This window comes from Bacillus sp. FSL K6-1560 (assembly GCF_038592935.1).
GTDB classification, from domain to species: domain Bacteria; phylum Bacillota; class Bacilli; order Bacillales; family Bacillaceae; genus Bacillus; species Bacillus subtilis.
Genome location: NZ_CP151946.1, coordinates 840,294 through 858,623, shown reverse-complemented (window position 1 = coordinate 858,623; position 18,330 = coordinate 840,294). Strand labels below are relative to the sequence as shown.

Sequence of the window (18,330 nt, the reverse complement as noted above, 5' to 3'; positions counted from 1 at the left end):
GCAGCACCGCCTTAAAATTCTTCATCGATCCACTGCTGCAGCTTCCGCTCAAGACTTCTCTCAAACATTAGTTCAAAGATGGCCATAGCATTATCCCAAAAGCCGGACCCGTCCACCCATTGGAATTTAAGCAGCATTCCGGAACTTCTTTCGGCGGGATCATACTCGAACCGATCACCCTTCCAGCGGCCGGGGATCCACCGACGGTCCTGATTTTTAGACGGATCAATTGTAAAGTGCCCGTCATTCACATAGGAGGCGTATTCCAGATTTGTTCCGACATCCAGTTTTAAGCTGCCTGATGTCATTGAAAAAATATTGTCCTGGTCACCGCGTTGAAAGGAATTTAGCAAGCGGCGAGTATCTACTGTTTTTGTCCTGATGATTTCGTCTTGTACGATATCAATAAATTCATAACCCATAGCTTCAAGCCACTGCTCATATTTCCTTTGCAGCCCTCCTCGAGAAGCCCGGTTTAATGACTGTATGAACTGATCAAGTCCCTTTATTTTCACAAGTATTCCACCTCCCGGACTGCCGTCACTTCCCAATGATGATTCTTGATCTTCCGCGGCTTCTGTAATTTATAAGCTGTGCCATCCCAAATAATCCTGTCATTCAAGCGGATATCTGTAGAAGCTGGGAAGTGGACCAGAAATGATTGATATATGGCCGTGTTCGGTTCCTGCTGCACAATGGATTGGTTCTTTTCTGTGAAGTAACACGGCTGGCCAGCTATATCTGGAACTTCAGGATATGAAAAAGCCGGCTGAACATCTTCAACCGGCACCCCAAAGGATTGTTTTTTGTTTTCCGCTTTCTCCTGCAGGTGATAAACATCGCATCGATGAGTTAATAAAGATCTATAGCTCATATGGACCTCATTCGCATTTTTACTTCTGTACCTTCCAAACTTGGCTCAGATGATACAACATAATCTTTAATGAGTGTGTAGACGTCTGGTTTTTGAATAGAGCTGCCGTTTCCAAGAGAATATGAATAGTCTCCGATCTTCTCGGTTGTATATCCTTTGGTGATTGACTCATCAGAATTAATTAACGCGAAATACTGCGCCATTTTTAATAAAGCTAGCCGAACCGTTTCAGGGAGCGGATCATATTCTGGGCCAGAAAAATCATGGCCAACTTGATATGTTATTTCAGCTATAGCTTCTATGATGTCCTGAGTAAGAAGGGGATCAGGCCGATCCCTTACAGAATCAAAAACGGTGTATTCTTTCAGGTCAGCAGGAGTGATTAACATGCCGCTCACTTCCCGCTGTTTTCTTGATGGTTAAGGATGAAGGCAATTCTTTCGTCTGCGTTTTTGAAGTCAGACGGATTGCCACCAAGATTAGAAATAATGGTTTCATGTTCCGATTTTTGCATACCTTTCAATTGAGATTCTGTATAATTTATCGGTTCTTCACCGCCATTATTCTCGCCTTGCACCTCATTTACTTCGAAAGCTTCGTTTTGCTTCAAGTAAAGATACAATTTTCTTGAAACCGGCTGTTCTTCTCCGATTTTAAAAACCTTGTCCATCACGTGATAGTTCTTGCCTTTAGTGAGTTTAGCTGTATACATAGCTCCTCACCTACTCTTTCACTTTCACGATTTTGGCAACAGCATCTTCCTCTTCGAATTTGCTGTCCAGCTTAGCTGTCAGGACGATGATAAATTTACGCGCTCTAATATCCTTATCCACTTCAATTCTGATATTACGGGAGAAGCCGAGAATAATATTCTTCGGATGTGTAAGGATGATATCAGAAACATCAGAAGTCGTTTCCGCTTCACCAATCGTATAAGGCTGCATGTTCGCAATTCCCTTGACCGGAACACCAAAAGCTGAAGAAAGACCACCTTGAACAGCTGCATCCCCTAAGCTCGTTTGTCGATCAGCAACACGATCTTTCCACTCAACTTCAATACCAGGAGAAGTATAGAAGCGGAACTCCTGCGGAATACGCAAATATTTAGGCGGAACAGCTTTGTATCCACGTTTAAATATCTGACGTGACAGTTCTTCGCCCGCCGCGTCAACAATATGGGAAGCGGCTTGTTTACGGATACCGTTTATCTGAGCCAGAAACGGATCTGATGAAGATGTATCTCCATTAACAATCAACTCTTCAATATCAACGGCGGCCCGCTCCGCTAGAATTTGCATGATTGTATCCTGGAGACCTTCTCCTTCAATGTTATTTTCGAGAGTGTCATAAGTGATATCAATCTCTGCAATTACTTCTTTTGTGCTGAGGTCGACGGTACTTGTTGTCGGTACTGCCTTTTGATCATCAGCCAGAGCCTTTCCTTCTTGGGCTGCTCTTAAAATACGTTGGCCAAACCCGATTTTTTCGATTTTCTGAGTGTCGTGATCCATTTGAATAACTCGAGAATCCTTCAGGATAGTTGGTGTATCTTGAACCATTCGAATAAATGCACGTGCCTGTGTAGGATTCATTAACCGCCGCTTTTTAAGCTAGACAGCGTCATTTCTGCTTTTCTAATTGCCTCTTGGTTTGTCACTTCATTTCCTCCTTATGAAAAGAGTCAGGGTTTAAAGGAGCCCTGACCAGATTGATTTATTAACTTGTGTTTCAGTTTCGGAAGTTGTTTCATCTTGCTTAGAAATTCCGCGGCTTTTTTCAATCGCTTCAATACGATCAGCGAGCGGTTGAACAGCGTCTGTGATGGCTTTTTTCAGCTTCTTAGCCTCTTCTTCCTCATCTACTTTTTCCTCGTCTTTCTTCTTTTTAGGATCCTCATCTTTTTCTAATTCTGCGAGCTGCTTCTTAATTGGCTCTAATGCTTCTGCAATGGATTTTGCTACATCCTCTGCGTTCATTTCTTCTTCCTCTCCTTCCGTCTCCACCTGACTCAGCAAATTGCCGAGAGCAGTATGAGCGCTTTTAATTTCTTGCAAGTTTGAAGCCGAGAATTTTCGGCCGGCCTTTTGCAGCTCTTCAGGCTTTGGTCCAATCGCTTTCAAAATGTCATCGGAAATCAATACATTCTGAGCGATACTCACAAAGTCTTGAAGGGCTTCTCTGATTTTTTCGGGATCCGTCTCCATACCTTCGGAGTAGTCCCATTTGAATAAAGCAGAGTTTAACGCATCTTGTGCCGCCCAAAACTCACGGCGTTTACGTCCTTCATCATATTTCTCCTGTACCGCGCCCTTGGCAAGATGGGCATTGCCAGTAAAAAAGTTTTTGAGCAAATTAAAAAGCCCTTTCTCGTCGTGTTTTTCTTGAGAAACAGGCTTTTCTTCTTGTTTTGCAATATCTGCGATGCCGGCCATGGAATAACCGGTGATCTCGCCTTTCTTAATTTCCTCCCATACTTCCTCGGAGGCTTTTGTCACAAGGACCCAGGATCCTTTTTTAATGGTTTCCCCATTCATTTCAAAGTCTGCAGGTGCGACATAGGATTCAACAACCTCACCAACACCGCCTTGAAAATCATGTTGCTTATCAATTTCACGGGCATCTTTCAGGAATCCATGAGCGGCCTTTTCAATTTCTGCAGCTGTCATGAAATCGCCGTGAGCGTCCACTGTATCAGGCTCATATACGATACCGTACACAAGTTTTTGCTCGTCCGCTTCTTTTGCGAGGACCTTGACTTCCTTTTGAAAGTCCGGCTGTTTTTCTGACTTCATAAAAAAGAACTGCTTTTGATTAGCAGCCTTGTCCACGTAAGAAACATGTGTGATTTTTGCGTTTACCAATTCTCTTGGCATGTTGTTCACCTCCTTTCAAAATAAAAAACACTATCCTAACGAATAGTGTTTTCATTTCAGTATGCTTTTAAATCGCCACTGTTATTGCATTTCCTAGAATGTCTGTTGTGAACTGAAAATGATAGCCTTCAAATCTACATTGTGCATTGTTAACTGCTAAGTAATGGGCGTTTCCAACCCCACCGGAAATAATTCTCCTAACCTCACTCGTAGGCGCATCACTTAGTATAAAAAACGTTTCATCGCCTCTAATAAATTTATATGCATGCATGTATTCCCACCTCCTTATATACAATTATAAGGAGTCAATTTAGGTTTGTCAGAGCCTCGCGTCTAAGTTGCTCTTTTTCCTCTGCTGACAGCCCTAAAATCTCTTTATCAACCACGGGCGATAATACACAATGACAATGTACTCGCTCTCCGGCTGATAGTTTAGGATCCCTCGGAAACATACAAGTCTCGCTGCTACCTGGTATCTGAAATTCTTCATCTACGCCAATTACTGTGCCGTCAAGATCGATGTGATTCTCACGTGGGTTGTTCTTCTTCCCGCCGCTGTGCCGCCACTTCTTTTTCTTTACTGCCGGCGATTGTGCATAAGATTCATGCTGCGCGGCAGAGGAAGCGGCAAGCACTTCAGTTATGGCCGTTGTCCGGGCCCGATCCCTATCGAATTGCGGCATGTCTTTGAGAGTCAATTCAATGTCCTGGATAGATGCCCCGTTCTCGATAGCATCTGTCAGCACGTTTTCCACTGCCACATGAGTATTCAGCTTCATGATCTTAGCCAGCTTTTCCGACCAACCTTTGATCCAATCCGCTGCCCTGGTTGATAAAGCTTCAAACGGGACATCCGGATCCAATGAATCCATGATCACTTCAGCTAGTTCCTCGACGGTCTGCTGCAGAAATCCCTCGGTAAGTTCCTGAAATTCTTCCTCGAACTCGTCCTCAGCAAATAGATTCTGCGTAAAAAACACCAAAAGAGCTTCCAGCGTCTCTTTTGAGTCTTTACCTATAAAACCATTCAGACCATCTAAAAACTTCTTACGCTGGCGTCTGAGCAATCTGGCGATGCCTTTTTCATATTCTTCGACAAAATCGGGTATCTTAGACAAGCCGGGGAAATCAGGTACGACCTCCACGATCTTCTCTCTCTCGTCTTCCTCGGCTTTTTGAATAAAAGCAGTTAAGCTTTCCAGCAGCTTATCCGTTTTGTTCATCGCTTCATATCCTCCAGAACATCCCGCATATCTTTTAGTATCCCTATTACATTAGGAGTCCCGCTTTTCGACTTAAAGAGCGCAGCCAAAGGATCAGAAGCGGGCGCCGCGGTATTTTTGCCTATCGGTCTGCTGTACTCTTCCTCTGGCCATTCTTCAAGCGTCTTACCAAGAATACGTCCAGCCAGATCACGCAGATCATTCGGCGAGACTGCGCCAGCATTAATAAAAGGAGTCAGAACCTTTGCGATCTCGATAGGGTCCCGAAAATCTGGTCCTTTTAACTGCAGTTCTACCTTATGAATTTCAAGATCATTTAAGAATAAAGCGTTAAGCTTACCTGTAATTAATTTTCTTTCCGGCTGAAATACCTGCTCCTCAGTAATCTTTCTGGCCGTGTCAGCTGTCGCCTTGTTATAGTCCTGAGCTTCCCCGGTATAGAGCGGCGGCAGACGGAAGGCAGAGCGGAGCTTGTCCCTACTTTTTTGGTCATATTCCAGGAATAACGCATCTTGCTGAAGGATTTCAGCCAATGACTTAATTTCCACTTTAACTGGTGTGATTTCCTCATCGCCTTGAATGTTTTTCCCCTTGGCTATCCCTTCCGCTTCAAGCAAAAGAAACTTATGAGCGTTTTCCACACCCTCAAGACCGTTCATATAGTCCTGCAGCTGCTTATATGAGTCTTCAGAAAGCATTCCATTTTCAATGGTTATAGCAGCAGGAACGTGCCGGCCCTGTTTAAAGTACATGAAATTCAACTCTTCAGCCTTACGCGCGCCGTATAAATTGACGATGTGGCCAATCCACCGGGGCTTCCCGTATGCTCCGCTCCCTATTTTGAAATGCACAACTTCATTGGCCTGCTTTTCAAAAGGAGTTTTTTCATCATATTCTCCTGTTTCGGAATTTAAGATTCGAGGATCTCCGTATTCTTTGAAAAACACCCTTTTGCCATTGACGATCTGCACATATTTCCGGAAGCGTTTTTGACGCTGGATCTTCTTTAACGTACCTGACTCAAAATAATTATATGGAACCTCGATAGGTTCTGATAATGAGCAAACTCGGACATACTCAGATGCCATATGTTCAATGCCAGCGGGTTTCCCGCTTCCGTTTCGAATTACTTCGATATATCCATTACCGGTCTTTTCCCGGTCTTCTATGCTAAAGCCGAGTAATGTTTCAGCTGATTCATCAAAATGAATATACTTAATGAATTCTTCGAGTTGCTGCCATTCTTTATCCGCTGCCGTTTTTTCTGCAGAATCCACTTCATCAGAATTGATATCCTTTGAGTATTTCATCTCGAAGCCGAAGCCCACTATATTGGTCTTGTACGCATCGACACACTGCTGTAAGATCGTCGAATACTCTGCGATGTGTTTAAGCTCTTTAAGGTTATACGGCGGGGGTATGATATTCTCTCCGTACATATCTTCAAATTCATCTTTATAAATCTGCTTTGTTGTTTCATTAGGCGGAGCAGCTTTAAATACTCGCGCTTTAACTGTAGATTTACTCATTCACTTCCCCCCCTTTCTCTGCTTCGTGGTCTTGACCGTTTAGGTCTTCCTTTTGATACTTCTTTCAGATCGGTTACCTCGTAATCATCAAGCGCGTACCATATTGCTGAAAGTGTATGCGGGTCTATTGTGAACTCATCTTCTATGATATGGCCCAGCTTATCTTTAGCGTAGGTGAGCGGCTTCAGCTCATAAATCGTATTCTCACATCGAGCAGAACATATGATTTTCTTGAATCGCTTGATCTTCTTTGTATATTGAAGGCGGGATCCTTTATATTTGTGGGCGCCCACCATGTTGAATCCTTGCTGCTGAAAATATCGGATTGTTTTGGGCTCCGCTGAGTCCGCCTTAATTAACTCCTTGGTCTCAGCAAATTCACTTAGTTCTTCAGCCGTCTGGTCGTCCGTCATTCCATTTTTATAATACTCCCAATAGATATAGAGGTATTTCTTTTCATGGTCCACAGCAAGCCGGACAACGGCGTTATACGATTCCTCAAAACCAAAGTCCATGCCTACTCGTTTAAGCGGACGGTTAATATTAGTGATTGCTGTCATAACCTCTTCATGTGGCCACTCTTCAAATTGCGGCAGCACACGAACCCCATTCACGCCAAAATGACCTTGCCGCGCAATTCGGTAAAGGTCTGGGTCGTATTCTTTCATTTCATCAAGCTGCTTCACGTAGCTTCCTGGAAGAAATAAATTATCGTCCGCTGTTGAGTGGTGATAATAAGTGTCATTAATTACGACAGTCCGCTTTTCATATAGCTCTTTATCATCGAGCACAAACCGTTTTTGGCGGTCATCTTTGAAGAAATGCTTATATGTCCAGTTATCTTCTCCGACCGGGTTTGTTGAAAGTATCATATGAAGCGGCAATGTTGGGTGACGCAGACGTCCAAGCAGCTCCTTGAACCCCTCATACTTCACCTCAGAACATTCCTCAATCCATATGAGAGAAACGTTATTGATTGATTTCAGTTTGGCCGGCTTATCCAGCCCTTTAAATATGATCCGGCCACCGTTTGGAAAGCGGATCTGCATTGGCGAAGAAACGCACCTAACAATATGATCTATCTCAAGGTCATTGATAATTTCATCAAAGAGGGAAAAGGTTGAGTCCCTATGCGTGTCGTATACTTCCCTTACAACAAGAACGGTCCGCTTCTCTTCCAGTAATTTTAGAACAATCTTGAGCGCCACATGATAACTCTTCGAGGATCCATAACCGCCAACTAGAAACTGAAACTTTTGATTCCAATCAAAAAGAAAATCCTCAAAGTGCGGATTTACTGGCTTTACCTTTTCAATCATTTGTCCTCATCCTTACGCTTGCGCTTTATTGTAATGTGAACTGAATTATCAACCGGACGGGCTGTGAGCCTTTCAAGCTCTGCCTGTTTGGTTTCATTTGTAAGATAAATACCGCGCAGCTTCAATTCTTGTTCATCCATTGATCGAGTCATATCATGTTTCTGTCGGATAGCTTTTAGCCGCTTATCAGTAACTCGGGTCATCGCTTCCTCTAAGCGGAGAATTTTATCTACACTAGGCTCAGATACCTCTTCAATTTCTGTAACGACAAGGCGCTCATTCATAAGTGCTTGGTGCTTCACTAAACCGGTTTTCTGGTCCTTGGTCGGCACGATGTCTTTTACTTTTCGCAATTGCTGAAGGACGCGGCGTTGCGTTTCATTCAAGCCACTCTCTATGCGGCTTATTCTTTGCATCATGCGCCGCTCTCGAAGACTTAGCTCCCTTATTGTTAGATCAATTTGATAGAGCGGGTCTGTTTCGATCTGGCCAAACAGTTCTTTTTCTGTATCATCCATGAAATCAAATAGGATTGATTCATACTCGCCAGTACGCACAGAGTTTTTATTTCCTTTGGGGGCTGCGCCGCCTTTATTCCCTTTGGCGTTTTGATTGCCAGGTGGCGCTTTTCCCCCCTTATTCCCTTTGGCGTTCTTACTTCCTTTTGGAGCACCAGGGCGTTTAGTAACGTTACCATTGGGTTTATCATTTTGTTTAGTAACGTTACCATTCAATTTATCTTCCCAATGATCTTGGTTTTTCCACTTACGAATAAGCGAAGGGGAGCAACCAAGCTCCTCAGCTATTTCTTTTAGTAAGCGGGTTCCGCCGCTTTCTTCCCACAGACGGAACGCTTCATCTCGTTTAGGATCTCGTGGTCTCGGCATTACATCTCACCCACCTCCGGACCTCATAATTAAGTTTGAGTTTGTTTTTAAGAAAATTAAAAGGGCCTCACATGGCCCCTTAATTTTTTATTTACCTAAGATCTTTTTAATCTCCTCTAAAGACAAGTCAGTATGCGATTGTCGGTAGTGTTTCCATTCTGGTAACATCTCTTTATAACCACTTACTCTTGCAAAAGTAGAATCTAAGGACTCAAGTTTTCCTGAATCAATAAGTCCTTTTATTTCGGGATATAGACCTAACTGATGAACGACAAAATTTGCAAATTGTAAATAAGCAGACTCTGTATGACCGCAATATCCTTTAAACCTTAATTCGTCTTTATCTAACTGATCTTGCTCTTCAGTGGGTAACTTATCAAATGAATTGTTAAGACTTCTGTACATATTAAAAACATCGTATACCATGTCTTGAACTTCCATACCGAGGTCTTCTTCTATTTCACCAAAGAACTCACTATATGTTCTAGAAAACCCATTATATAAGGCATAGATTCGGTTTTCATATTCTTTTGCATTTTCCTTATCCAATCTCTTTAAAATTTCCATTTGGTTAATTAAGATTACTCTTTGTTCTTTTGTGAACTCTAGTGACATTCTACATTTCCCCTTTTATTCTAGTTTTGTTATGAGAGCAAAATAACTTTTCCCAATGCTCTACCAACCCCAATTATAAACAAAAACTAGAAATTATAACCACACTATGAAAAAATCAAATTTCCTCATCTTTCTGAAGCTCTATATCAAGCTCTATGAGTTTTTTCAAATCGTCCACAGTATTCACCTTGATATGGCCACTTTGAAAGTCTTTGACCCACTGGGCGATACCTGCCTGAATGATTTTTCGGTATTTCTCTTTTGATTGACTGATGTTCTCTAACAACTCGGCACTATGCAGGAGAAGGAGATTCTCTTTTTCATCATCAGAAAGGGAACATATGTTTCTATTTTCTATTGCCATCCTCCCTGTCCTCCATTACAATATGAGATGAGAGCGTGATGTTTTCCCACAACGCGGCCGCGTCTTGATCACGCTCTTTGACAGGGAGTTTCTCTCTGTTTAGAAAGAGAGGGTGTTGTTCAGCACCCTCTTTTTTATTTTTTTGGGTACGGTTTGCTTAAAGGTAAGATTTTCTTTCTTATCTTTTTATTTAATGGCATTAGGTATTTGTGTTTTCCAGTAGTGATATATTTTTGTGCATTTGGATCAATATTTTTTCTAATCCAATCTATCCTTTGACTGCCCTTGCCGTATTTCGAATGTATGGATTTAGGATGTGTCTTTTTCCCATTGATAATAAAATAATGTTCACCATCGGTTTTACCTGCATAAATCCAGTTAGTGGCTTGATAAATACCGCCATGGTGATGTTGTTCTGTGTCAGCATAGCTGACTATCAATTCAATATTTGGTGATTGTTCCTTTAAAAACTTTATTGATTTAGCCAGAATTTCTGAAACAAATGATTTATGTTTGGTCAAAGCCACTCTTGTTAACTCACAACATTCTTTTTGAGTTAAGCCGTAAGGAGAACCAATTCTGCTATTTGCTCCCCTACTAAAAATCACAACACCGATAAACTTCCCATCTTCCCACGCACCTATTTTCACTAACTTACCGGCTGGCAAGCTTTTGCTGTAATGAAAATTTTCACAGGCGAATTTAGCAGCTTCGTGAGTTGCCCAAGCAATTTTTAGGTCTGTCAATCTCTTTCAAACTCCTCTCCACAGTGTGGACAAGTAACCAATTTTGAACTTAAAACTCCCAAGTCTCCCTGATCTTCTTCAGATCCTTCTTCAAAATTAGGAATCTCTATATCTCCCAACATACGTTTTAGATCAACATCGCTAAAACCAGTTAACGCTAAATCTATTTCACCTTCATTACTCAACTCTTCTAACAGAACCGATAGTTTATCCTCATCCCAATTACCGCTGATCTTGTTTAATGCAACGTTGAGAGCCTTCTCTTTATTCTCATCTAAAGAAACAACGGAGACAGTAATTTCTTTTGGACTTTCCTCCATTAGAATCTTGTATCGTTGGTGACCTCCAACAAGATTGCCGGTCTTTTCATTCCAGATAAGTGGATCAATGTATCCGAATTGTTCTATGGATTTTTTCAGGGCTTCGTATTCCGCATTGCCTGGCTGAAGATCAATACGAGGGTTGTATGCAGCGGGGTTAATCTTTTCTACTGGTATAGTTCTAATATCCATGATGCTTTCTCCTCCAATAAAAAAACACCTTATTCAGTAAGGTGTCTGGTGCTTGTTTATACTCTTCTTCTAACGTGTCTTTTATTATCTGGCATTTCATCTAAACACTCTTGTAATAATCTTTTATAACCGCATATTTTCCCAAATCCTGCGAACTCTACTCTTGTTAGAATAAACCATGCTGTTCCAGCAACAAAACACATATAGAGAATCACAAAAGAAGCTGCAGCTGAATCAAAACCATCCTCTTTTATAATACCTAGAAGGAAACTCATTGTACCCCCTACTACTAAAGATACAATTGCAAAGAATGCAGTAATCAAATGACTTGTGGCTTTTTTAATTTCAATCTTGTCTTCAAGCTTTCCCAAGAACACTTGTATTTGCTTCTTATCATGCCGCTTTTTGATTTCTTCTTTGAATTCGATTTGTTCGGATAAGCTTTTGTTATGTACACCCTTTTTAACTTCTTCCAAATATACGAGGACGCTCTTAATCTCGCCAAACTCATTTATTTCTTTACTTTTACTCATAAAAATCACCCCCAGTATATATCGGAGGTGACTTTTCAATATTTAGGAATTTAAGATAGAGTGCTTACTTAATATAAAATTCGTCAGTATAGAATGTGCCTTCTGTTTTGATGTGATTTCCTTTGGAATCATAGCGCTCTACATCAACTTTAAAGCGGTATGTGCCTTTCTTGTTGTCGAACATCTCCTTGATGCCCCAATCATCATAATCCTTCTGATCGGGCTTAAGTGGGTTTGGAGAATTCGCGTTAAGAGTCTTCCACTTCCCGCTCTCTTTCCGCTGAGGAATAAGGTTAGGACCTGCAATATAGTCATTGTCATTTTTGACTGCGACCTTAACGACCTTATCTTCTCCTAAAATATGATTCTGTTTTGTTGGATTGGCGCTTACTCCCTTTAATGAAGCCATTCCGATTTCCTCCCTTATTTTGTTTTTGTGCTCCTATCCCTCTCCAAAGCACCGGCAGCCATACTCCCGATACATGACGGCTGTTCCCATCATTTCACTTTCTCCGGATCCGGCCGCCTACACGTCTGAAGGTGTCACGTCTCGTTCCCATGATTTCTTCCCAATCCCTTCTTGTCAAAGGTTCATCTGCCTTTGTTGAGGGACTTAACACTTTTTTAAGCTGCTGTTTCGTGTCAGCAGATAAAACGTCTCTCATCTTCATCTTTCATTACTCCTTGCCGAATAAGCACCGCCTTACGCTATTCGCTTTTATTTATTTGTGGCCCGCCGATTTCCCCCAGGAGGTAAGCAAAGAAAATGGAGAGCCGGATTAAAGACTTTCCTTGCAAGCGGGATCTCACCGCTTGCGTTCCCCGTGACTATCGCTCGCAATACTGCATAGACTCCAGCCGCTCCTCCTGTGAAGCTAACGACCTTCATAGTCATTCGATACATCCGAGTGCACACTTGATAAAGGAAAGGTGCGTCTCCTGGTTTGGCCATAAAAAAACGGCCACTAATCAGCTGTACAAATTCCCATGTACAAAAGATCAGCGTCCGTAGGTATCTCCTTTTTGGACTGTTATTCACGTTCGTTTTCTTGTCTCTATCGTATGACAAAACGCAATCAAAAAAAGTACCCATTTTATCCCCCATTTTGTCGGCTTTTTATCGGTGTTTTATCGGCTTTTTATCGTAAAAAACAGCCCTCAGATTATTCCGAGCGCTGTCGCGATGTTGTATATAGCCTGTCTTTTCACTTGATAGAACTTATCTCTTTTGAGACCCAGTTCTATCATGATTTCAAGATCCTTTATTTTTTCTGGAGACAAATATTTCTTTTCTATGATGCTGTATTCGTCTTGATCAAGGCAGTGCTTTAGCGCCCTATCCATCTGCTTGACCTTCAGCTCATTATATTCGGTGCTTTTCCGAAGCTGCGGGAATAACCCAATGACTCCCTTTTCCTTTTGCTCTCTCCTATTTTCCGCTTGAATTTTTAGTGATCTATACGTTTTCAGTTCTTTGATGACTGTGTTTCGCACTTCCTTTTCATTCACTTCCGGAATAAATGACAACTGTTGTGCTGCTTGCATATGATACCTCCTAAATAGTAGAAGCGGGCACCGATCACACCGCTACTGCAGCATGTTCGATGTCCGCGAAGTTTATCAAACTCACTTAATATAAATTTTTGCTGATCTTGCTGTACCAATGTAATTTCTTTCGCTTGAATCAGTGTATAGATTAATAACGACTTGATATGTTCCCGGCCGCGTTTTTGATAAGCTGAATTTCTTTAACGGTGTGCCCGATGTGAAATTACCCCGCTGCGCTCCTGAATTACTGTAATTATCCGTTCTGATTAACATAGCTGAATAATAAACACGTCCTGAGGTTGTTTTCTGTGCCTTCCAGTCTACCGATGTAGCACTCTTTGAATATGTTGTGGCATCTGTATAAACTCTCACCTTTTTGCTTGTTTGATAGCCTGACCAGGCAGCCGATGCGCCTTCCGGTAAAATCGTAACCCCTAATGTGATAACAGCAACTAAAGCAAATATGACTTTCCTCATTTGTTTTCACTCTCCCATCTGTCGATATAAGCATAGCCATCATGTGTTAACACACACCCGAAATACGGAAGCCTTTCCGCTCCTGTCAGTTCCCTTACCTTCGGATCATACTTCCCTAATTCGTCCATGTCCTCAATAAATTGCAGGAAAGAAGGATCAAACCTTTGTATCTCCCTTGCTGTTTCCGCTTCTGCGAATCCCCAAATTGTAGCGCCGCTCGCGCAGCCGTTCATAAAGTCGATATGTTTTTGCTCCATTTTCACAATTGAAGTTATTTTATTTATCCCCTTTCACTAACTCAGGATGGCTATATATGCTCTTTCCAGTCCATTCTAAAGACGAACACTCCAGTAAGGACATTTGTTTCTGATACTCGCTAATGATACGGCAGTCCCATTCATCGACTTGATCTGGGTCAATTGCTTCAATGTAGAACCCTATGCATTCCGTTCCCTCGTATTCTCCGCCGCTACCATCCTGCATATATCGACCGAATTTCACTACCGCCAGCCATTTAGTATTCCAATGCCCCTCTACTTCAACGATATCCCCCTCATACAGTTCAACGCCCTTAACCGCATCTGTTGCTTTGCTGTATAAATCTACTGTGCTATACAAATTCCTGCCGACAAATTCATAACCGTGTTCTCTGAAAATATATCTCATGTTTTTAGCGCTACCGTTTTCAAGCGTTTCGATGTCTTCGACGTGAAATTTTATTTCGCCTGTCTTCCTGTGTCTGTACACATACCGCATTTTAAATTCTTCTGTCGGATTCATTTCACGCCTTCTCCACTCTCTTTGCGCGGTACATAAATTGAATCAGCGTGGTACTGATATCCCTCGTCATCAAAAGCCCCCCAAGTTTGGTTTGCTGGGCGAATACGAACCAAAGTTCCACAGTTTTCGCAAGAAGTGAACCTATAGCCATTAGGGACTTGCTTGTCCTTTTTCAAATTACAAGACGGACATGAAAACTTGGTCTTACAACTAATCCGTTCACTGGCCGGAGAGACCTTTTTCGATTCGGATTTTAGTAAATCGGCCAACGGCGTTGTTAATGTCCGCTCACTATTCAGCAAATCAACACGACGCGGGCGGGGTGTTTCTGCTCGAGCTACTGTTTTTTTGTGTGCAGATGGGCCAGTATCCGTTTTTGGATCCTGGAGAATATTTGTCTTGTGTACAATCCCATCTGAAATACTTCTATTATTCAAATCACGAACATGTGAAGGCTGCTTACTATCAACACTTTTTACCGCTTCGCTCTTCATGTAGAACAGCAATTGTGCCAACAGTTTGCCTGTTTCTTCAGCTGTAAAACCTGACGCCTCAAATTCTGCTTGTTTTAATTTGTCTTTAACCGCTACTTTGATCATTTTTATCTCTCCCTTTATATTTTTCATTTGTTTCTATCTGATCAATTCATTTTCCCTAGAGGGAACTTGTATTTCGCACAGTAAACAAACCATGATACAAGGCATAACAGAAGTGAATTTTTCCGTTCTCGATGCTGTTAATCCTTTCAACGCTGCAGCTACTTTTTCCGCCTCTTCCTCTTGATGATCCGACGCCAGAATGATGACGCTCACTTCAAACAAGTTTTTATCAAGGTGAGTCAATTTAGACCAGGCAGCAGCCAGGTTATTAAACTGCGAATCACTTTTTTCATAAATTCGTATCAACTATTCTCACCTTCTAATTCATTTTTAGCAGCTGTTATTGTGAATTGCAGATTCTTGATAACTTGCTGTAAAGCCTTTTTATACTTGCTACTTTCCCCGCTCAGGCGCCGGATATCTTGCTGGGCCTGCTTGAACTGATTGACTGCTATTTCTTCCTGCCGTTTGTTTTCCTCGATGACGGCCAACTGTTTCTTAACCGTTTCAATCAGCCACTCTGTTGAGGCCAGAGATAGCCCCATATGCTGCTTGCATTCATTTTCGATTCTCTGAATCTTATCTTTCATACTGGCTCCTCCTTAACTCAGAACAAGCTCATTTGCTGCCATTCATTTGACGGCAGCTCCTTTTTCTCTTCTATCTGATCAAGCAGAGTTTCATCTACTTCTTGAAAATTTATAAACCAATGGAGAGGAAAAATCCCTCCGTATTTTGTTAACTCTCTATCATGGAAGTAATAGCAGTGCGTCATCCTTGGAGCCTTCGGCCTAACATAATATGTGCCAAGCGGTTCTAAGAGAGCATAAGTCGGCTTCATCCAAATAAGTTCTGCGCTGTAGATCTTTGAAGAATCAAGATACTCATAATTACCTGCAGGCGGCTCTTCTCCTATGCCCACATCAATGACTTGAAAATGTTTCTTTTCATAAGCCCCACAATGTGCATTTACACTGTCAAATTTAGATACATAATAGTGGCTATCTCCTAAAGGGAAGAGGAAGTATTCTCGCCCTTTGTCTAAAGGTGTAATGTCTGAACTGAGACATTTGCCTTTCATGGCCATAAACACTCCTCCCAATAACATCAGAGGGTGTTCCCTCCGCTTTACTTCTTAAATCCATAGTCAAAATGGATTCTTGTATATTCATTGTCTCTGGTATGCACGTTTGTAATGCCGTACTCAGGTGTATCTGCTAAATATGCGCAGCCATCCTTACCGTCAAGAATAACTAGCTTTATTTTGTTTCGTTCAATCAAGTCTCCAACGGAAAGTTGGTGTAAGTTTTCAAGTTCAATAGGTCGGTTCATTTTGCAGCACTCCCCGTGTTATAATTAATTGTCGAGATTAACTAAACCGGGGCCTTGTGCTGCGGTTTTTTATTTAAGACATCAATTTAGTTCCGAGAACGACATATCCGGGTTTTTGCTCAAAATCAGAAATGTATGTGACCAGAACATCTATTGAGCGGCCAGTAAATTCACCCTCCCATTCATTTAGGCAAAGGATATCCCCTTCTTTAAAACCCCTGTCATCATTCCTTATTTCAAAGGTTTTACGGCCATCAATCACCGCTGCAAAATACTCCGGTAAAATTTTCAGATGATGTCTGACGCTCATATATCGTCACCGTCCTCGTTATCTTCTTCTTCCCAAGCCATCTTGAAAGCCGATTCTAAAAATTTCAATCGCTTTTCAAGTTCTTCATCTGTCATCTTAGAAAGATCCGGTCCGTGACCTGGAACCATCCTGAAATCTTCCGTAAGACGTTTTAAAAGATACTCTCTCCTTGAGACCACCAATAACCCTCCATCCATTTTTAAGCCGCTGGAGCAGCTCAGATTTTCTTAAAGGCTCGTAGAGGTGGACTGCTCGTCCATCCTCCATGCGAAACAGCAAATACCAACGCCGCTGCCTTTTAACCATTAAGCCGCTCCGTGTTCGCCCTCATCCTGGTTGTCTTGCTCTTTTTCATCCTTGGATGATGTATCAGCTTCTTCACTTTCATCGAGAGGGATAGGTGGTGCATCTTTCTCCATTGGCTCAGCCTCAGCTTCTTGATCTTGCTTCCAATCCCACCAGGCTACAGCAAGCGGAGCAACCTCTTTTCTGTACTCGTTAATGAGGTCCACAATGACACCAGATGACATTTCAAGCTCATTCGCCAGTTTGCTGTATGATTCACCTTCAATCCGGCGTTTCGCAATTTCAGCAATATTTTCAGGAAATCCATCAAGAGTGGGAGCCATACCTTCAGTGATGAAAGAATCAACTATTTCTCGCTCAATTTCCATTGATTTTTCTTCGATTTTTGGCTTTTCTTTAGGAAGCCCGAGATCCGCCTCAAGTTGTTCCGGTTCTGGATCAGAGACATTTACGATACCATTTTGATCCACTGTGTAATTTGTAATCGGTCGATCTGTTTTAGTATTAATTTCTACTGTGTATTGAATTACTTCAGATTCAAGTTGTGTTTCTACTTCTCTATCAATCATTTCAGCTAAATTTTGAATGTTGTTTCCAAGTTCTTTAGTTGGAACCTCCACAACAACTTCAGTGATACCTTTTGGTTTGTGATTCACCTTTTTTACTAATCCTTTGAAATCAACGAAAGACATAACTGTTCCTCCTCTTGTGATAGTGGTTTTACCTGTATTTCAATTCTTGGTTTTTGGCTATAAAACTTGCTGACATGAAGGTCTACTATTTGGCTGTCATCATGCCAGATGACCTTATTTAAACCGTCCTTGATGCCTTTTATATAGTTATCAACATCTGGCTTTTTGCTCGGCCTCAACAGCCCTTGTTCTGCTTCAGCAGTTTTTTTCTTACTGAAGCTTTTCAATGTGGATTTATAAACCTTTACAGATAATTCAAGTGGTCCTTCTAGCAATTTAGCTGGACGATAATCTGAAGCGGCCAGCTTCACATATTGCTTAAAGTCTCTTGATTTCTTTGGATCATACAGCCTGGTCATACCATTAATCGTAGTAGCTCTCGGTCTCCCTTGCGCTACCGGTTCGCCGTAAATTGTAAAACTGATCAATACTGTTACCTCCCGTCAGCTGCCTCCAGCTGCTCAATTTCCGTCATTATTAAATCAGCGTTCATGATTATGAATGTTAAGGAGCGGAGCGTGCCGATCATTAATCTCCCTCCTCGAAGGACATTTCACGGCCAAACTTACATTTAACGATAATATGTAGCCACTCCAGATCCGGTAAAGTTAGTTCGTCCAACTCTCGTCCGTCCTCCGATTCATATTGGCCATACTTGATAAGTTCATTCATTACGTAATCCCGCCGCTCGTCTGTGGCAGTCTGTGTTACACCTGAAGGCATTTCATGCGCTCCTCTCTTTTAGAATGTTGATTTATGCAGACTTTGCTTTTGCTTCTGCAATCATCCGATCGAGTCTGTCAATTAAGGG

General features: G+C 41.8%; 30 protein-coding genes and 1 pseudogene. All 31 read right to left on the bottom strand.

The genetic code is table 11. The features are described 5' to 3' along the window. Positions 1-11: 11 nt before the first annotated feature. A complete protein-coding gene (locus NYE22_RS04590; RefSeq protein ID WP_048655172.1) occupies positions 12-515 on the bottom strand; it encodes an HK97 gp10 family phage protein in 504 nt (167 codons plus the stop codon). After that, a complete protein-coding gene (locus NYE22_RS04585; protein WP_048655173.1) occupies positions 512-874 on the bottom strand; it encodes a YqbH/XkdH family protein in 363 nt (120 codons plus the stop codon). Before NYE22_RS04585 ends, NYE22_RS04590 begins: the two co-directional genes overlap by 4 nt. Further along, positions 871-1,263 (bottom strand): DUF3199 family protein, encoded by a 393-nt coding sequence (locus NYE22_RS04580; protein WP_048655174.1) that lies wholly within the window; start codon positions 1,261-1,263, stop codon positions 871-873. The genes NYE22_RS04585 and NYE22_RS04580 overlap by 4 nt, the downstream gene beginning before the upstream one ends. 5 nt (positions 1,264-1,268) lie before the next feature. After that, positions 1,269-1,586, bottom strand: a complete 318-nt coding sequence (locus NYE22_RS04575; protein ID WP_048655175.1) for a YqbF domain-containing protein — start codon at positions 1,584-1,586, stop codon at positions 1,269-1,271. Positions 1,587-1,596: 10 nt separating this feature from the next. Then, a pseudogene (locus tag NYE22_RS04570) lies at positions 1,597-2,531 on the bottom strand (phage major capsid protein). A gap of 31 nt (positions 2,532-2,562) precedes the next feature. Then, positions 2,563-3,747 carry an XkdF-like putative serine protease domain-containing protein gene (locus NYE22_RS04565; RefSeq protein WP_342412352.1) on the bottom strand — a complete coding sequence of 395 codons (1,185 nt, stop codon included), beginning with the start codon at positions 3,745-3,747 and terminating at the stop codon, positions 2,563-2,565. A gap of 67 nt (positions 3,748-3,814) precedes the next feature. Continuing rightward, positions 3,815-4,018: a hypothetical protein gene (locus NYE22_RS04560; protein WP_342412351.1), complete on the bottom strand. Its 204-nt coding sequence runs from the start codon at positions 4,016-4,018 to the stop codon at positions 3,815-3,817. 34 nt (positions 4,019-4,052) lie between these two features. Next, positions 4,053-4,970, bottom strand: coding sequence for a phage head morphogenesis protein (locus NYE22_RS04555; RefSeq protein WP_342412350.1), 918 nt, complete (start codon positions 4,968-4,970; stop codon positions 4,053-4,055). Next, positions 4,967-6,499, bottom strand: coding sequence for a phage portal protein (locus NYE22_RS04550; RefSeq protein WP_342412349.1), 1,533 nt, complete (start codon positions 6,497-6,499; stop codon positions 4,967-4,969). Before NYE22_RS04550 ends, NYE22_RS04555 begins: the two co-directional genes overlap by 4 nt. Next, entirely contained in the window at positions 6,496-7,818 is a 1,323-nt protein-coding gene (locus tag NYE22_RS04545) for a PBSX family phage terminase large subunit (RefSeq protein WP_342412348.1), read from the bottom strand. The genes NYE22_RS04550 and NYE22_RS04545 overlap by 4 nt, the downstream gene beginning before the upstream one ends. Further along, positions 7,815-8,705 (bottom strand): phage terminase small subunit, encoded by an 891-nt coding sequence (gene terS / locus NYE22_RS04540; RefSeq protein ID WP_342412347.1) that lies wholly within the window; start codon positions 8,703-8,705, stop codon positions 7,815-7,817. Before terS ends, NYE22_RS04545 begins: the two co-directional genes overlap by 4 nt. 87 nt (positions 8,706-8,792) lie before the next feature. After that, positions 8,793-9,320, bottom strand: a complete 528-nt coding sequence (locus NYE22_RS04535) for a YfbU family protein (RefSeq protein ID WP_048655183.1) — start codon at positions 9,318-9,320, stop codon at positions 8,793-8,795. Positions 9,321-9,435: 115 nt separating this feature from the next. Next, on the bottom strand, positions 9,436-9,684 hold the full coding sequence (locus NYE22_RS04530; RefSeq protein WP_019713103.1) for a hypothetical protein: 249 nt from the start codon (positions 9,682-9,684) through the stop codon (positions 9,436-9,438). Positions 9,685-9,818: 134 nt separating this feature from the next. Continuing rightward, the gene (locus tag NYE22_RS04525) at positions 9,819-10,430 is read right to left on the bottom strand and encodes a protein Mom (protein WP_048655185.1); all 612 of its coding nucleotides are present in this window, start codon (positions 10,428-10,430) and stop codon (positions 9,819-9,821) included. Continuing rightward, positions 10,427-10,942, bottom strand: a complete 516-nt coding sequence (locus NYE22_RS04520; protein ID WP_342412346.1) for a ParB N-terminal domain-containing protein — start codon at positions 10,940-10,942, stop codon at positions 10,427-10,429. Before NYE22_RS04520 ends, NYE22_RS04525 begins: the two co-directional genes overlap by 4 nt. A gap of 56 nt (positions 10,943-10,998) precedes the next feature. Then, positions 10,999-11,475 (bottom strand): hypothetical protein, encoded by a 477-nt coding sequence (locus tag NYE22_RS04515; RefSeq protein WP_019712757.1) that lies wholly within the window; start codon positions 11,473-11,475, stop codon positions 10,999-11,001. 64 nt (positions 11,476-11,539) lie between these two features. Continuing rightward, positions 11,540-11,884 carry a hypothetical protein gene (locus NYE22_RS04510; RefSeq protein WP_019712758.1) on the bottom strand — a complete coding sequence of 115 codons (345 nt, stop codon included), beginning with the start codon at positions 11,882-11,884 and terminating at the stop codon, positions 11,540-11,542. 94 nt (positions 11,885-11,978) lie between these two features. After that, a complete protein-coding gene (locus tag NYE22_RS04505) occupies positions 11,979-12,146 on the bottom strand; it encodes a hypothetical protein (protein ID WP_010330145.1) in 168 nt (55 codons plus the stop codon). Positions 12,147-12,633: 487 nt separating this feature from the next. Then, the gene (locus tag NYE22_RS04500) at positions 12,634-13,020 is read right to left on the bottom strand and encodes an ArpU family phage packaging/lysis transcriptional regulator (protein WP_019712760.1); all 387 of its coding nucleotides are present in this window, start codon (positions 13,018-13,020) and stop codon (positions 12,634-12,636) included. 81 nt (positions 13,021-13,101) lie between these two features. Further along, on the bottom strand, positions 13,102-13,500 hold the full coding sequence (locus NYE22_RS04495) for a hypothetical protein (RefSeq protein ID WP_342412345.1): 399 nt from the start codon (positions 13,498-13,500) through the stop codon (positions 13,102-13,104). Next, positions 13,497-13,757 (bottom strand): hypothetical protein, encoded by a 261-nt coding sequence (locus NYE22_RS04490; protein ID WP_342412344.1) that lies wholly within the window; start codon positions 13,755-13,757, stop codon positions 13,497-13,499. The genes NYE22_RS04495 and NYE22_RS04490 overlap by 4 nt, the downstream gene beginning before the upstream one ends. Positions 13,758-13,776: 19 nt before the next feature. Then, positions 13,777-14,280 (bottom strand): hypothetical protein, encoded by a 504-nt coding sequence (locus NYE22_RS04485; protein ID WP_342412343.1) that lies wholly within the window; start codon positions 14,278-14,280, stop codon positions 13,777-13,779. Beyond that, on the bottom strand, positions 14,277-14,879 hold the full coding sequence (locus NYE22_RS04480) for a hypothetical protein (RefSeq protein WP_342412342.1): 603 nt from the start codon (positions 14,877-14,879) through the stop codon (positions 14,277-14,279). The genes NYE22_RS04485 and NYE22_RS04480 overlap by 4 nt, the downstream gene beginning before the upstream one ends. A gap of 33 nt (positions 14,880-14,912) precedes the next feature. Next, the gene (locus NYE22_RS04475; RefSeq protein WP_342412341.1) at positions 14,913-15,185 is read right to left on the bottom strand and encodes a hypothetical protein; all 273 of its coding nucleotides are present in this window, start codon (positions 15,183-15,185) and stop codon (positions 14,913-14,915) included. Further along, positions 15,182-15,469: a hypothetical protein gene (locus NYE22_RS04470; RefSeq protein WP_342412340.1), complete on the bottom strand. Its 288-nt coding sequence runs from the start codon at positions 15,467-15,469 to the stop codon at positions 15,182-15,184. Before NYE22_RS04470 ends, NYE22_RS04475 begins: the two co-directional genes overlap by 4 nt. A gap of 17 nt (positions 15,470-15,486) precedes the next feature. Then, positions 15,487-15,966 carry a hypothetical protein gene (locus NYE22_RS04465; RefSeq protein WP_342412339.1) on the bottom strand — a complete coding sequence of 160 codons (480 nt, stop codon included), beginning with the start codon at positions 15,964-15,966 and terminating at the stop codon, positions 15,487-15,489. A gap of 41 nt (positions 15,967-16,007) precedes the next feature. After that, positions 16,008-16,211, bottom strand: coding sequence for an XtrA/YqaO family protein (locus tag NYE22_RS04460; protein WP_014112378.1), 204 nt, complete (start codon positions 16,209-16,211; stop codon positions 16,008-16,010). Between the two features lie 73 nt (positions 16,212-16,284). Continuing rightward, positions 16,285-16,521 (bottom strand): ASCH/PUA domain-containing protein, encoded by a 237-nt coding sequence (locus tag NYE22_RS04455; protein ID WP_342412338.1) that lies wholly within the window; start codon positions 16,519-16,521, stop codon positions 16,285-16,287. Continuing rightward, entirely contained in the window at positions 16,518-16,700 is a 183-nt protein-coding gene (locus NYE22_RS04450; protein ID WP_342412337.1) for a hypothetical protein, read from the bottom strand. Before NYE22_RS04450 ends, NYE22_RS04455 begins: the two co-directional genes overlap by 4 nt. A gap of 126 nt (positions 16,701-16,826) precedes the next feature. Further along, a complete protein-coding gene (locus NYE22_RS04445) occupies positions 16,827-17,519 on the bottom strand; it encodes a hypothetical protein (RefSeq protein ID WP_342412336.1) in 693 nt (230 codons plus the stop codon). Next, a complete protein-coding gene (locus NYE22_RS04440; RefSeq protein ID WP_225494315.1) occupies positions 17,492-17,947 on the bottom strand; it encodes a RusA family crossover junction endodeoxyribonuclease in 456 nt (151 codons plus the stop codon). Before NYE22_RS04440 ends, NYE22_RS04445 begins: the two co-directional genes overlap by 28 nt. Positions 17,948-18,330: the final 383 nt, after the last annotated feature.